Raw genomic sequence first — 14,317 nt, 5'->3', positions numbered from 1 at the left:
GGACCCGGGTAGACCAGAAGCACAGACCGCAGGAGGGATCCGCCGATGAGCGACAAGATGGAAAACAAGGCCGAAGAGCTCAAGGGCCGCGCCAAGGAGGCCGTCGGCAAGGCCACCGACAACGAGCAGTGGCAGGCCGAGGGCAAGGCCGAGCAGGGCAAGAGCAACCTCAAGCAGGCCGGCGAGAAGGTCAAGGACGCCATCAAGGGCGTCACCGACTGATCTGCCCCCATTTCTACGCAGAAGCCCCGAGACCCGGCTGGGTCTCGGGGCTTCTCCGTTTTGTCCCCTCTCGATGATTGCGTGATGCGCACTCTTTGCGTGATACGCAAGTTTGAGCTACCTTGGGTCCCATGCCCGACCGTCCGAGCCTGCGTGACCGCCGCCGTCAGGAAACCCGCTCCCAGATCAGCTGGGCCGCGGTCCAGCTGACCGTGCGGCGAGGGCTGCGCCAGGTCACCATCGAAGACATCGCGGCCGAGGCCGGCGTGTCGCCCCGGACGGTGAACAACTACTTCCCCGGCAAGGCCGAGGCCATCGTCGCCCGCCACCACGACCGGGTCCTCGGCATCGCGGAGAAGCTGCGCGCCCGCCCCGCCGACGAGCCGCTCTGGACCGCCATCACGAAAGCCGCGCTCACCCGTTTCGCCGAAGATCTCAACGGCGCGCCGGAGTGGGTTCCGGATCCACAGTGGATCGAAGGGACCCGGCTGATGCTGGCCGAGCCCGCCCTGCAAGGGGCCTTCCTCAAGGCTTACGCCGCCACCGAGGCAGCGCTGGCGGAGGCCGTCGCCGAGCGCACCGGTACCGATTCCAGCACCGACCTCTACCCCGTGCTGGTCGCCATCGCGGCCGGTGGGGCCATCCGCGCGACGATGCAGCAATGGGTCCGCGCGGACCCGCCGGGCCTGTTCAGCACCTTGCTGCGTGAAGCATTCGCCGCCGTCGCCGGCGGCCTCGCCCATCCTTGAACCCCAGGGGGGACCATGTCCACCATCGACGTCGTCATCGCGGGCGGTGGGCCCACCGGGCTGATGCTCGCGTGTGAGCTCAGCCTGGCCGGGGCCCGGCCGGTCGTGCTGGAGCGGCTGACCGAGCGCTCCGGCGATTTCCGCGCGAACGGCCTGGTCGGCCAGGTGGTCCGGCTGCTGCACCGACGCGGCCTGTACGAGCGCCTCTCCGTTAGCGAGGCCCCGGCCCCGGCCCCCCGGTACGTCTTCGGCGCGTTCCCGCTGGACCTCGCCGAGGTGCCGGACAACCCGCTGTACATCCTGCCGCTGCCGCAGCGGGAGCTCGAACGCGCGCTGGAGGAGCGGGCGCTGGAGCTCGGGGTGGAGATCCGCCGCGGGCACGAGGTCACCGGCCTCGACCCGGAAACCGGTGAGATCGACGTCCGGGGCCCCGGTGGCCCGTACCGGCTGCAGGCCCGGTTCGTGGCCGGCGCGGACGGCGGGCGCAGCACGGTCCGCAAGCTCGCCGGGATCGGTTTTCCCGGGGTCACCCACGAAAACCAGGTGTCCCGCACCGCGTCGGTCAGCCTCCCGGACTCCGTGCGCGACCCGGAGACCGGCGGGCTGCGGCTCGAAGGGGTGGGGGTCATCCGGCCGTTCGCCCACTTCCGCACCGAGACCGGGCTGTTCGCGTTCGCCCCGTTCGACCCGGCCAACCCGGGGGTGATGACCAGCGAGCGCGACCGGCCCGCCCCGGGCGACGAGGTCCCGGTCACGCTGGAGGAGGTGCGCGAAAGCATCCGCCGGGTGCTCGGCACCGACCTGCCGATCAGCCCCCCGACCGGACCGGGCCCGCACCAGCTGCGCCGCGTGATCAGCGGCAACACCCGGCTGGCCGAGACCTTCCGCCGCGGCCGGGTGCTGCTGGTCGGCGACGCCGCCCACGTGCACTCGGCGATCGGCGGGCCGGGGCTGAACCTCGGGCTCCAGGACGTCGCCAACCTGGCCTGGAAGCTCGCGGCCGAAGTGCACGGCTGGGCCCCGCCCGGGCTGCTGGACAGCTACGAGGCCGAGCGTCGCCCGGTCAGCCGCCGCGTCGTGATGCACACCGAGGCCCAGGGCGTGCTGACCGCACCCGGGCCCGAGGTCACCGCGCTGCGGGAGCTGTTCGGGGAGCTGCTGGGGCACCCGGACGTGGTGGCGCACCTGGCCGCGCTGATGGCGGGCTCGGACGTCCGCTACGGCGAAGACCCCCACCCGCTCACCGGCCGCTGGGCCCCGGACCTGCAGCTCGACGAACAGGACCGGCTGACCGAGGCGGCCCACGCGGCCCGCCCGATCCTGCTCGACCTCACTGCGGACGCGGCGACGGCGGCCGTGGCCGCCCCGTGGCGGGACCGCGTCGACACCATCACCACCACCGCCTCGGGCGAGGCTCCGACGGCGGTGCTGATCCGGCCCGACGGCTACGTCGCCTGGGCCTCGTCGGACGAGAAGCCGGACCCCGACGCCCTCCGCGAAGCCCTCGCTCGCTGGTTCGGCCCGGAGGCCGGCGCCACCGCGTGACGGCCAGGCTCGTCTTCATCCACTGTGGACACCGGTTCGCCGAGCCGGGCGGTGGTCGTCGGCCCGGCGGAGGTGGGGGTATGGAAAACAGCGAGATCGTGCTGGGCATCGATGTCGGCACGACCGCGGTCAAGGTGGCGGCGTTCACCTCCGGCGGGCGCCCGGCCGGCGCGCACTCGGTGGCGTACCCGATCAGCCGGCCCCGGCCGGGCTGGGCCGAGCAGGATCCGGAGGACTGGTGGCGCGCCTGCGTGAGGGCGTTGCGGACCGTCCTTTCCGGACTCCCGACCGGCTCGGTCCGCGCGGCGGGCATCGTCAGCCAGGTCAACACCCACCTGCTCGCCGACGCCGGGCTGAACCCGCTCACCCCGGCCGTGATCTGGCAGGACCAGCGGTGCGCCGGCCTCGCGCGGGAGCTCGACGCCCGGTTCACCGCCGAAGAAAAGACCCGCATCTGGGGCGGGCCGGTAGTGCTGGACGCGTCCTTCGCCGGGGCGCGCGCCGCGTGGTTCGCGCGGGAAAGGCCGCAGCTGTGGGCCCGGGCGCGCTGGTTGTTGAGCCCCAAGGACTTCATCGGCGCCCGGCTGACCGGGCGCGTCGCCGCGGACAAGCTCTCCGGCGTCCGGATCGCCGGTGCCGAGGGTTACCTGCCCGAGGCCGTCGCGCTGGTCGACGGACTGGCCGAACGGCTGCCGGAACTCCTCGAACCCGAGGCCCCGCTGGGCTCCGCCCCGGAGCTGGGCGGCGCGCCCGTGGTGGTCGGGACCATGGACGCGTTCGGCTCGGTGTTCGGCACCCGCACCACGGAACCGGGCCGGGGGCTGATCTCGTGCGGCACCTCGCTGGTGGTGGCCGGCGCGTCACGGCGCGGGAGGGCCGTGCGCGGGCTGGTGCGGTTCCCGCCGCGCGACGGGCTTTTCGTCCACGCCGGGCCGACGCAGGCCGCCGGCGACGCGGTGCGGTGGTGGGGCCGCGTGTCCGGCCAGAGCACCGAAGGCGTGTTCGCGTCGGCCGCCGGCGGCTCGCCGGGGGTGGTCTTCACGCCGTACCTGCAGGGCGAACGGGCGCCGCTGTGGGATGCCGAGGTGCGGAGCAGCTTCCTCGGGCTCGGGTCGGGCACCAGCCGCGCGGACCTCTCGCTCGCGGTGCTGACCGGCGTGGCCTGCTCGGCCCGGCACGTGCTGGAATCGGTGGACGAGGCATGCGGCGCGCCCCTGCCGTCCCTGACCTTCTCCGGCGGCGGCGCGCGAAGCGACCTGTGGACCCAGTTGCACGCCGACGTGATCAGCCGCCCGATCGAACGGCTTCGCGTGTGCGACAGCGGCGCGCTCGGCGCGGCCCTGCTGGGCGCGGTCGGCGCGGGCCTGTTCCCCGACGTGGAGACGGCGGCCGCCGAGACCGTCGCCGTCGAGCGCGTCTTCGAACCGGCTACGGACCTGACGCCGTTGTACAACGCTTATCGCGCTTCGTACGACGGTTTGGTGGAGGCTCACGCGCACCTCGCCGCGTTCCGCGCCGGCTGATGTAATGGCCGCATGACGAGGACCCTCCGCTACGGCGACGAGCCGAGCCAGTTCGTCGAGGTGCACGGCGCCGCACCGGTGCGCGGCACGGCTTTCCTGCTGCACGGCGGTTTCTGGCGCGCCCGCCACGGCCTGCACCAGCTCGACCCCCTGTGCGCCGAACTCGCCGCCGCCGGCTGGCTCGCGGTGAACATCGAATACCGCCGCACCGAAGGCGACGGCGGCGGCTGGCCCCGAACCCTCGACGACGTCCTCGCCGCGATCGCCACCGTCCGCGCGGACGGTGGCGATGCCGGTGCCGGTCCCGAGGTGGCGATCGGCCATTCCGCGGGCGGTCACCTGGCCCTCCTGTCCGCCGCCCGGGCGGGACTGTCCGCGGCCGTCGGCCTCGCTCCGCTCACCGACCTGCCCCGCAGTTCGGCCGAAGGCCTGGGCGAGAAGGCCACCGACCTCTTCCTCACCGCCCCCGACCCCGCCGCGTCCCCGCTGACCGGCCTGCCCCTGGGCCTGCCGCAGCTGATCGTCCACGGTGACGCCGACGTCCGCGTCCCCGTGTCGCACAGCCGCGCGTACGTCGCCGCCGCGCGGTCCGCCGGGGACCCCATCGATTACCTCGAGCTGCCGGGGCTCGACCACTTCCGGATCACCGACCCCGAGGGCGTGGCCTGGCCGCACGTGCGCACCTGGCTGGCCGGTTAGCCCCGGCCACCGGCGCTCACGAGTCCGGCGCGGCGCCGGGCAGTTCGGCCCGGCAGTCGACGTTTCCGCCGGTCTGCTTCGCCACCTCCTGCTTGTCCACCACGATCCGGCAGGTGACGATCCCGGACGCGGGCCGCACGCTCAGGGTCAGCGGACCCCCGCCTTCGGGGCTGCGGTCGATGATCACCGGTAGCTGCGTGGTCACCACCTCCGGCAGCTTCGAGCCCGGGTACCGGTATTCCAGCCGCGCGGTGCCCTGACCCTCCACCCGGAACTCGGCGGTGACCGAGGGCGACGGCGCGCAGGCCGCGAGCCCCAGCCCGGCCAGGCCCAGCAGGACGATCTTCCTCATGCCTCGCAGTCTTGCCCCGGCGGCGGGCCCGGCACCTCGCCCGGACGGCCGGGGCCGCTCGTACTTTCGGCCCGTGGTGTCCGCGCTGATCAGCCGCCCGGCTCAGGCGTCCGCCTGGACGAACTCGTGGCCGTCGGTGTTCTCGACCACCACCGAAGCGACGTCGGCCGGGTCGAGCGGCGCGGAACCGTAGAGCTTGGCGCCTTCTCGGGAGGACTGCTCCGACACCAGCCAGCCACCGGCCACCTCGCGATCGCCGTCCCGGCCGACCACCACGAGCCGGCACTTCTGACCGGCCGGGATGCCGGTCACGTCCGCCTCGACCCGCACCCAGCCCACGGCGGGCACGATGCGGGCCGTCAACCGGGTCCCGGTGCCCGTACCGGTGACGGTTTTCGTGCCCGGCACCGGGCTCGACGTCGCGGGCGGCGGCCCCGCATCCGAAGGCCCGCCCGTACCCGCCCGGCCGAGCAGCACCCCGGCCCCCAGCGCGACGGCGGCGATCACCACCGCGGCCCCGATGGCGGCGAACCGCCCGCGCCCGGCCGCGGTGCGCGCCTCCGAGCGGACCTGGCGCAGCGTGCGTTGCAGCAGCAGGTCACCGCGCTCGGGCGGGCCGTCCAGCAGGGCCTCGGGCGGCAGCGTGCCGAGGAATTCGCGCATCTCCTGCAGCGACTCGACCTCGGTGCGGCAGTCCGCACAGGTCTTCAGGTGCGCTTCGACGACCTGGGCCCCGCCCGCGGACAGCTCGCCGGCGACGTAACCGGACAGGTCCTCGTGCTCGTCGCTGACGCCCATCAGGCCACCCCCTCCGCCCGCTGGTTCCGGAACAGCTCGCGCAGCGCGCGCAGGCCGTAGTACGAGCGGGACTTCACCGTCCCCGGTGGGATACCCAGGGTTTCGGCGGCTTCGCTCACGGTCCGGCCGTGCAGGTACATCTGCTCGATCACTTCACGGTGCTCCGACGACAGCCCGTCCAGGGCGGAGAGCACCACCATCGAGTCCACCACCTGGTCGGAGTGGTCCCGCTCGACCGCGACGGTGGACGGCGACTCGGCGACCTCGGCGGGCCGTGCGTCGCGGGCCCGGACCTGGTCGATCACCAGGTTGCGCACGACGGTCAGCAGCCAGCCGCGCACCGATCCCTTGCCGTTGACCAGGCTGTCCGGATTGCGCCAGGCCCGCACCAGCGCCTCCTGCACGACGTCCTCGGCCGCGCCCCGGTCGCCGAGCAGCCGGTTCGCGTAGGCGAGCATGGCCTTGCCGTGCTCGTCGAACAGCGAGCGGACGAGCGCCTCGTCCGCCACCTCCCGGCGGTGACGGGATCTCAACCCGGCCATCCGGACCACCCTCCCGAACCGGCGAAGTTCCCCTCACCGTAGTGCGCGGAACCATAAGACCGCGTGAGCGGCTGGGCCCGCCGGGCTCACCCGGCCGCCCCGGTCCGCGCGCCGGGGCCGGGCGATCCGGGCGGCGCGGGTCTCGCCGGGGTCAGCCGACCGGTCCGCGGTCCGGCACCACCGTGGCGGTGGCCTGCCGCCCGCCCCCTCCCGCGACGGTGACCTTGAGCTGGTCACCGGGGTGGTGGGTGTCCATGATGGTGATCAGCGCGGTCGCGGACCCCACCGGCTGCCCGTCGATGGCGACGACCAGCAGGTCCGGCTTCAAGCCGATCTTGGCGGCGGGCCCGCCGGCGACCAGCGACTTGATCAGCGCGCCCGAGCCGTTGCCCCCGTCGACCACGGTCAGGCCGAGGAACGCACTGGGTCCGATGTGGACGGTCGACGAGGCTCTCCCGGCCACGATCTCCGCCGCGATGGCCGCGGCCTGGTTGATCGGGATGGCGTACCCCTCGTGCGGCCGCTGCCCCTCGTCGAACTGGTAGCCCGCCCCGGAAGCGGTGTCCACGCCGATCACCCGGCCCTGCGAATCGGCCAGCGAGCCGCCGGAGTCGCCGGACCGGATGTCGGCGTCGACCTGGATCAGGCCGGTCAGCGTCTCGGTGGCGCCGGTGGTCTCGTCGGACGCGGTGATCGACTGGCCCAGCGCGGTCACCCGCCCCGGCGAAACGACCGGCTTCCCGCCCAGCCCGCCCGCGTTGCCGAGTCCCACCACCCCGGCCCCGACCAGGACTTTCGCCGAGTCGCCGAGCTGCGCCGGGGTCATCCCGGACGCCCCGTCGAGCTTGAGCACGGCGATGTCGTGGCTCCGGTCGTACCCCAGCACCGCAGCGGGGTAGGGCCGCCCGCGGCCGGCGTCGACCGCCCGCACCTCGACCGCCCCCTCGACCACGTGGTTGTTGGTCAGGACCAGCCCGTCGGCGCTGAGCACGATCCCGGTCCCCGCCGCACCCCCGCCGTCGAGCCCCAGCTTCACCTCGATGTTGACCAGCGACGGACCGACCTTCGCCGCCACCGCCGCCACGTCGATCCCCGCCGGCCCGGCCGACGCCGGCGCGGGCGGTGGCGCCGCCGGCGACCGGTAGTGCTCCACGGCGACCCCCGCGAGCACGGCGAGCAGAACGACCACCGCCGCGATCCCGAGCCCGTGCCACCGCCGGCGCCTGGGCGCGGCCTCGCCCGCCCCCGGCGCGGCCGGGAGTGGCGCCGCCACGGCGACCGGCCGGGAATGCCGCGCCCACGGCGCCCCGAGCGGCCCGTCCACCTCCGGCCCGCCCCCACGCACCGGCTCAGCCGGTGACGCCGGTAATTCGGTCGGCGGCTCCGGAGACTGGGAAGACGGCTCCGGCGGCGGCGCCACGGGGTGCGGCGACGGCGGTACCGCGGCGGCGTCCGGCCGCGAGTCCGGCTCCGGCCCAACTCCGTCCCCCGGTGGAAAGACCGGCGACTGCTCCGATGCCCCACCGACCGGCGAACTCCGCTCCACCCCCGCCGCGGCCCCCGAAGACGGCACCGCCGAATCCCGCAACCCCGGCGCACCGGGCGGGGAGCTCGGCTCCGACCCCGACCCCGACGGCGCGGCGGGCTGCTGCGACCAGGTCACACCAGCCCGCGAATCCGCCCCCAGCGGCGGCTGCTGCGACCCACCGGACGGCAAGGGCGAACCCGACCCCGACTGCTGCTGCGACCACCATCCACCGGACTGCGGATTCAAGCCCGGCGCAAATCCCGACAGCGACACCACCGGCGACAGCGGCTGTGAACCCGACTCTGTCGGCGACTGCTGCTGCTGCTGCGACCACGATCCACCGGACTGCGGATTCGAGCCCGGCGCAAATCCCGACGGCGACACCACCGGCGACAGCGGCTGCGAACCCGGCCCTGTCGGCGGCTGCTGCTGCGACCACGGGCCACCGGACTGCGGATTCGAGCCCGGCGCAAATCCCGACGGCGACACCACCGGCGACTGCGGCTGTGACCCTGTCGGCGATTGCTGCGACCACGGTCCACCGGACTGCGGATTGAAGCCCGGCGCGAATCCCGACGGCGACACCACCGGCGGCCGCGGCCCAGGCGCACCCGGCTGCGAGTGCGAACCCGGCCCCGACTGCCGCGACCACGACCCACCCGGCTGCGACGGCGAGCCTGGCCCCGGCGACGACTGCTGCGACCACGGTCCGCCGGACTGCGGGTTCGGGTTCGAGCCCGCCGGGGGCTGGGGCGAGGGCGCGCCGGGGTGGGGGGCCGATCCGGGGGTGGAGGCCGGGGGCGGAGCCGGGGGCCGGGGTGGTTGCTGGGCCCAGGGTGCGCCGAGTGGAGTGTTCGGCTGTTCACTCATCGTGGGTCTTCACCTGCCGGTCGCATCGATCCCTCACCTGCGCGGGTCCGGGCCGGTGGGGTTCGGACGGCCCGATCGGGGAGAGTACTGCCGTCCGCCGGTCGCCGGGGGTCCGGTTCGGGGTGACCTGCCCTTTTGGCCAGTCGGAGACAGGCCGGCGCCCGGGGGCTCGGGTCTTCGCCGCGAGCCGCCGACCGACGGGGGGAATGGTGTTCGACCGCCCTCCGGACAGCCGGTCGCCCCCATCCGGCAGCCCGGGCAAGGGCCGCGTCACGACACGGCGCAAGCAAGACGGCACCGGTAACGCTCAGCGGCTTGACGCCCACTGTGCACAAAGGACCGGTCGCACCGGTGGCGGGGCGAGCCGCTTGGCTCAGGCGGCCGGTGGGCCCAAGTCGGTCAGCACCAGCGGGGTGTCCGCGGCGCCGCGGTGCGCGGATATCGCGGCCAGGCCGCGGCGCAGCAGGCGGTCCAGGGCCTGGCACTCCCACAGCGGAACCCGGCCGCCCGCGGACCAGAGGTAGCACTCGGTCGCCCCGCGGTATCCATTGTGGACTGACACCAGGCCCCGGCGCACGTCGTCCAGGGCTCGGGCTTCTTCCTCCGACAGCGCCATGACGACTCCCTTCGTCCCCGCCATGGTGCGCTGGGGCGGGGCTCGAGCCCATCCGGGAGCGCCGGTTCAGGGGTGGTCCGCGAAACGGGGTCGCCACGGCCGGTCCGGTCTGGCAGGATCCGGCTGCGTGCGGCCCAGGCGCGGTTTCGCCGGGGACGTCGTGGAGATCGCGTGCGACGAGTCCGGTTCCGAAGGGGAGAACCTCATCGGGGCGAACACGGACGTGTTCGCCCACGCCGGTGTGCGGCTCACCGTGGCCGAGGCCGCCGGGTGCGTCGGCGAACTGCGTGAACGGATCCGCTCGCCCGCGTTGGAGTACAAGGCGAATCACCTGCTCAGGAGCAAGCACCGGACGACGCTGGCCTGGTTGCTGGGCCCCTCCGGGCCGTTGCTGGGGGCCGCCGGTGTGCTGGTGGCCGACAAGGCGCTGTTCGCCGCGGGCAAGGTCGTCGACCTGCTCGTGGACCAGGTTCCCTACCCCGGATGCCTCAGCCGGCGCCCGGACGCGCGAGCCCTCGCGCTGCACCGGGCCGGGACCCGCATCCACGGAGTGACCGGCTGGACGGAATTCCTCCGCTCGTTCACCGATCTGCTGCGCACCTCGCCCCGCCGCGACGGGACGTCGCCCGCGGAGTTCTTCGCTCGGGCCGGGCAGTTCGCCGGGGCTCGGGCGCACGTCGAGGAGCTGCGGGCGCGGCTGCTGGCCGATCCCCGGCTCGTGCCGCCGCTGGACCCGCTGATGCCCGCCCTCGTCGACACCGTCGCGCACTGGCGGCCCACCGCCGTCGTCCACGACGAACAGCCGTCGCTCACGCCCGAGCGGCTCGACCAGCTGCTCGGGCCCGGGCCGGAACTGCGGTTCGTCGACTCCCGCACCGATCCCCGGGTGCAGGTGGCGGATTTCCTGGCCGGGGCCGCCCGCCGGATCGCCGAAGATCACCTGCACGGGCACGGGGACGCCGAGCTGACCGGGCTCCTGCGGCCGTACGTGCTCCCGGCGTCGGTGTGGTCGGCTTGGGGACCTCCGCCGCCGGGCCGTGGCCGGCCGTGAGTCGCGCGCCCCGGTACCGCGGAGCGCGTGCCGGCTAGAGGTCCTGGGGGCTGACCACGTGCACGGCGGCTTCCTCGGCGGAGGCAGCGCCACCGTCGATGCCGACGTCGGAAGCGTGCAGTTCCTCGTCGCCGGCGACGCCGAAGCCCTGGTCGGTCGCGACCAGGCGGCCCGCGCGCCGGTCTCCGACCTCGTCGTCGAGCAGTTCGCCGTCGCTGTCCTCGCTGTCGCCGAGGCCGTCGCTGTCGTCGTACGGGGTGTCGGGGGCTTCCCGGGCGAGGCGGCCTTCCCAGCTCTCACCGGCCAGCTCTTCCCTGGCCGTGGTCCCCCAATCGGTGACGGCCAGCGGACGCTCCGGCGGTGAGTAACCCTCGTCGTAGGGGTCGCCGTCCTGCAGGGTGTCCTCGGAGTCCAGCACGCCGGTATCGGCGTTGTCCTCGATGTCGTCGTCCACGACCGCTCCTCTCGGGTGCTTTTCCTGCAGGCTACTGCGAGACCGGCCCGGCACCACCCGGCGGGCCGAACCACCCGATCCGGGGTACGCGTCCGGCCGGTGGCCCGCGTCCGCCGTGGATACCCTCTCCGCATCGACGGTCGGGGAGGGACGCAGCGGTGACGCAGTGGGGCGGGCCGACGTTGCTGGCCCTGTTCGCCGGGTTCGGGCTCGCGTTCGTGCTCGTCGTGCCCTACGTCGCGATCAGCTATCGGCGGCGTGGCGAGTTCGGGGTGGGCCGGGCGGTCGCGGGCGTCGCCTTCCTCGTCTACTGCTTCGCGCTCGTCACGTACACATTGGTGCCGCTCCCCGACCTCAGCGCGGCGTACTGCGCCACGCACACCTCCCTGCGGCACCCGGTGTGGAACCCCCTCCAGTTCCTCAGTGACATGCGGCAGTTCGACACCGGTCTGCTGGACAACCCGGCGCTGCGGCAGGTGCTGTTCAACGTTGCGCTGTTCGTGCCGTGGGGTGTGTTCGCCCGGCGGTTCCTGGGCTGGGGGGCGGCGGCCGCGATCGTCGGCGGGTTCGGCGTCTCGCTGTCCATCGAACTCACGCAGCTGACCGGGGTCTGGTTCCTGCTGCCGTGCCCGTACCGGCTGTTCGACACCGGTGACCTGGTGGCGAACACCCTCGGCGCGGCGGTCGGCGTGCTGCTCGCCCCGGTGCTGTGGCGCGCCTCGCGCGACCGGCGGGACGCGGACGAGCCCCGTCCGGTCCGTACCGGACGACGGCTGCTGGGCATGGCGCTCGACCTGGTGGGCGTCACGGTTCTCGGCGCCGCGCTGCTGGTCTGCGTGCGCGCGGTGGAGTACCTCGGCGATCCGGCGCGGCTCACCGGCCCGGGCCGTCCGCTGCTCGACGCCACCCTGGGTAGCTGGCTGCCGGCCGTGGTGGCGCTGCTCGTGGTGCCGCTGGCCGGCAACGGCGCCACCATCGGCCAGCGCGCGGTGCTGCTGACCGTGGTCGGCCAGGACGGGGGGAAGCCCTCCGCCCTCGCGTCCGTGGTGCGCTTCCTGGTCGGCTCGGGCGGCTACTTCCTGCTGGCCGGCCTGGCGACGGCGACCGGGCACCCCTCCGCGCTGAGCGCCTGGTGGCTGGCGGCGAACCTGGTCTTCGTCTTCTTCACCCGAGCTCATCGCGGGTTGACCGGGCTGGTCGCCGGCCTCTCGGTGACCGACTCCCGGCCGGCCCGGACCACCACCAGCGTCTGAGGTGGACGTCGCGCCCCGGGTCCGGCGGCCGTCCACGATCGCCGAAGCGAGCAGTCGTCCTTTCGCAAGGTTTTGTCGGTCCTCACGGGCAGACTGGTCCCCGTGCACGAAGACACCGAACACTGCCTCCACGCGGTGCGGTCCAGAGATGACCGGTTCGACGGCTGGTTCTTCACCGCCGTGGTGAACACCGGGATCTACTGCCGGCCGAGCTGCCCGGCGGTGCCGCCCGAGATCGAGAACCTGTGCTTCCACCCGAGCGCCGCCTCGGCCCAGGCGGCGGGCTTCCGCGCGTGCGAACGGTGCCGCCCCGGCGCCTCGCCCGGCTCGCCGCGGTGGAACGAGCGGACGGACCTCGTCGCGCGGGCCCTGCGGCTGATCGCGGACGGGGTGATCGACCGGGAGGGGGTCGCCGGACTCGCGGCGCGGCTCGGCCACAGCGTCCGGCAGGTGGAGCGGCAGGTGCACGCCGAGCTGGGGGCCGGGCCGCTGGCCCTCGCCCGGGCTCAGCGCGCGGAGACCGCGCGGCTGCTCGTGGAGACGACCGAGCTGCCGATGGGCGACATCGCGCACGCGGCCGGTTTCGCCGGCCTTCGCCCGTTCAACGACACCCTGCGCGCGGTCTTCGCCTTGGCCCCCGGCGAACTGCGGGCCCGCGCGAAAGGCACCGAGATCGCCGCGCCGGGCGGGATTTCGCTGCGGCTGCCGTTCCGCGAGCCGCTGTGCCCGGACAACCTGTTCGGGCATCTCGCGGCCACGGCCGTGCCCGGAGTGGAGGAATGGCGAGACGGCGCGTACCGCCGGACGCTGCGGCTGCCCCACGGCCACGGCATCGTCTCGCTGCGCCCGGCGCCGGGCCACGTGGCCTGCCGGCTGGACCTCACCGACCTGCGCGACCTCGCGGCGGCGATCAGCCGGTGCCGGTGGCTGCTGGACCTCGACGCGGATCCGGTCGCCGTCGACGAACGACTGGCGGCCGATCCCACGTTCGCGCCCCTCGTCGCGAAGAACCCGGGCCGCCGGGTGCCGCGCACGACCGACCCGGACGAGTTCGCCGTCCGTGCCGTGCTCGGCCAGCAGGTGTCCACGGCCGCGGCCCGCACCCACGCCTCGCGGCTCGTGCTGGCCCACGGCACCCCGATCGAGGACCGCGAGGGCGGGCTCACCCACCTGTTCCCGCTCCCGGAGCAACTGGCCGGCCTCGATCCCGACTCCCTCGCGATGCCGAAGTCCCGCCGGGCCACCCTGCTCGGCCTGCTCGACGCGCTGACCTCCGAAGAAGTGGACCTGAGCCGGGGCGGTGACTGGGACCAGGCACGGGCGCGGCTGGGCGCGTTGCGCGGTTTCGGGCCCTGGACGGTGGAGACCATCGCCATGCGCGCGCTGGGCGACCCCGACGCGTTCATCCCCACCGACCTGGGGATCAAGCTGGCCGCCGAGGCATTGGGGCTGCCCGTGAAACCGGCCGGCCTGATCGAGCACGCCGAGCGCTGGCGGCCCTGGCGCGCGTACGCCGTGCAGTACCTGTGGGCCACCGGCGACCACGCCGTCAACCGCATGCCCACGGGATGAGGAGCGACCTTGACCACCACGGCGCCCACGACGGTGGACAGCCCGGTGGGCGAGCTGGCCCTCGTCGCCCGCGTCGCCGCCCTCTACCTGACCGAGCACCGGCACCAGCCGCCGTGGAATACCTTCGGCGAGCGTGACGAACGGCCGTCCCACGCGGTGATCGCGCAGGTCGAGGCGTACTTCGCGGGCTCGCTCACCGAATTCGACCTGCCGCCGGCCTGGTGCGGGACCCCGTTGCAGCAGACCGTCCGGCGCCCGTCGACCACCATCCCGTGCGGCGAGACGACCAGCTACGGCGAGCCGGCCACGCGGATCGGCCGCCCGGCCACCTCGCGCACGGCCGGGCCGTCCAACGGCCGGAACCCGGTCAGCATCGTCGTGCCGTGCCACCGGGTGGACGGCCGCGACGGCGGCCTCACCGGCTACGGCGGCGGGCTCGACCGCAAGCGGCACCTGCTGGACTTCGAGCGCGGTCACGGCCCGGCCGGGCCGACGCCCAGTGAATCCGGCCCAGGACGGCCGAGCCCGGCGCTGTGCTGAGCC

Annotated in this window: 15 protein-coding genes; 9 read left to right on the top strand and 6 right to left on the bottom strand. The window is 74.2% G+C overall.

Translation table 11 applies throughout. From position 1 onward, the window contains the following. Nucleotides 1-45: 45 nt before the first annotated feature. The 5 genes from NYF13_RS13080 (at nt 46) to NYF13_RS13060 (ending at nt 4,738) form a co-directional block, all read left to right on the top strand. Nucleotides 46-222, top strand: coding sequence for a CsbD family protein (locus NYF13_RS13080; protein ID WP_315656588.1), 177 nt, complete (start codon nt 46-48; stop codon nt 220-222). Nucleotides 223-353: 131 nt separating this feature from the next. After that, nucleotides 354-971 carry a TetR family transcriptional regulator gene (locus NYF13_RS13075; RefSeq protein WP_315656587.1) on the top strand — a complete coding sequence of 206 codons (618 nt, stop codon included), beginning with the start codon at nt 354-356 and terminating at the stop codon, nt 969-971. Nucleotides 972-986: 15 nt separating this feature from the next. Continuing rightward, complete coding sequence (locus NYF13_RS13070) at nt 987-2,516, top strand: FAD-dependent monooxygenase (RefSeq protein ID WP_315656586.1); 1,530 nt, start codon at nt 987-989, stop codon at nt 2,514-2,516. A gap of 80 nt (nt 2,517-2,596) precedes the next feature. Further along, entirely contained in the window at nt 2,597-4,039 is a 1,443-nt protein-coding gene (locus NYF13_RS13065; protein WP_315656585.1) for an FGGY family carbohydrate kinase, read from the top strand. Between the two features lie 12 nt (nt 4,040-4,051). Then, nucleotides 4,052-4,738 (top strand): alpha/beta hydrolase, encoded by a 687-nt coding sequence (locus tag NYF13_RS13060; RefSeq protein WP_315656584.1) that lies wholly within the window; start codon nt 4,052-4,054, stop codon nt 4,736-4,738. A gap of 16 nt (nt 4,739-4,754) precedes the next feature. On the opposite strand, the gene NYF13_RS13055 is transcribed toward NYF13_RS13060, so the two are convergent. From NYF13_RS13055 to NYF13_RS13035, 5 genes are all read right to left on the bottom strand, one after another. After that, a complete protein-coding gene (locus tag NYF13_RS13055) occupies nt 4,755-5,090 on the bottom strand; it encodes a hypothetical protein (RefSeq protein WP_315656583.1) in 336 nt (111 codons plus the stop codon). A gap of 102 nt (nt 5,091-5,192) precedes the next feature. Next, the gene (locus tag NYF13_RS13050) at nt 5,193-5,888 is read right to left on the bottom strand and encodes a zf-HC2 domain-containing protein (RefSeq protein ID WP_315656581.1); all 696 of its coding nucleotides are present in this window, start codon (nt 5,886-5,888) and stop codon (nt 5,193-5,195) included. Continuing rightward, complete coding sequence (locus NYF13_RS13045; RefSeq protein ID WP_315656579.1) at nt 5,888-6,430, bottom strand: sigma-70 family RNA polymerase sigma factor; 543 nt, start codon at nt 6,428-6,430, stop codon at nt 5,888-5,890. The genes NYF13_RS13050 and NYF13_RS13045 overlap by 1 nt, the downstream gene beginning before the upstream one ends. Nucleotides 6,431-6,581: 151 nt before the next feature. Then, a complete protein-coding gene (locus tag NYF13_RS13040; protein ID WP_315656578.1) occupies nt 6,582-7,754 on the bottom strand; it encodes a S1C family serine protease in 1,173 nt (390 codons plus the stop codon). 1,447 nt (nt 7,755-9,201) lie between these two features. Further along, the gene (locus NYF13_RS13035) at nt 9,202-9,444 is read right to left on the bottom strand and encodes a hypothetical protein (protein WP_315656577.1); all 243 of its coding nucleotides are present in this window, start codon (nt 9,442-9,444) and stop codon (nt 9,202-9,204) included. Nucleotides 9,445-9,571: 127 nt separating this feature from the next. Between NYF13_RS13035 and NYF13_RS13030 the strand changes: the two genes are divergently transcribed. Further along, nucleotides 9,572-10,495 carry a DUF3800 domain-containing protein gene (locus NYF13_RS13030; RefSeq protein ID WP_315656576.1) on the top strand — a complete coding sequence of 308 codons (924 nt, stop codon included), beginning with the start codon at nt 9,572-9,574 and terminating at the stop codon, nt 10,493-10,495. A gap of 34 nt (nt 10,496-10,529) precedes the next feature. Here the strand turns inward: NYF13_RS13030 and NYF13_RS13025 are convergent, their stop codons facing one another. Then, on the bottom strand, nt 10,530-10,949 hold the full coding sequence (locus NYF13_RS13025; RefSeq protein ID WP_315656575.1) for a DUF5709 domain-containing protein: 420 nt from the start codon (nt 10,947-10,949) through the stop codon (nt 10,530-10,532). Between the two features lie 158 nt (nt 10,950-11,107). Here NYF13_RS13025 and NYF13_RS13020 point away from each other — a divergent pair, with 158 nt between their 5' ends. The 3 genes from NYF13_RS13020 (at nt 11,108) to NYF13_RS13010 (ending at nt 14,314) form a co-directional block, all read left to right on the top strand. After that, nucleotides 11,108-12,202 carry a VanZ family protein gene (locus NYF13_RS13020; protein ID WP_315656574.1) on the top strand — a complete coding sequence of 365 codons (1,095 nt, stop codon included), beginning with the start codon at nt 11,108-11,110 and terminating at the stop codon, nt 12,200-12,202. Nucleotides 12,203-12,304: 102 nt separating this feature from the next. After that, complete coding sequence (locus NYF13_RS13015; protein WP_315656573.1) at nt 12,305-13,774, top strand: AlkA N-terminal domain-containing protein; 1,470 nt, start codon at nt 12,305-12,307, stop codon at nt 13,772-13,774. Nucleotides 13,775-13,783: 9 nt separating this feature from the next. Continuing rightward, a complete protein-coding gene (locus NYF13_RS13010; RefSeq protein WP_315656572.1) occupies nt 13,784-14,314 on the top strand; it encodes a methylated-DNA--[protein]-cysteine S-methyltransferase in 531 nt (176 codons plus the stop codon). Nucleotides 14,315-14,317: the final 3 nt, after the last annotated feature.

Origin of the sequence: Amycolatopsis sp. PS_44_ISF1 (assembly GCF_032335455.1) — a bacterium.
GTDB lineage: Bacteria > Actinomycetota > Actinomycetes > Mycobacteriales > Pseudonocardiaceae > Amycolatopsis.
Note: the sequence above shows the minus strand (reverse complement) of the source record. Positions and strands in the feature narration are given on the sequence as shown.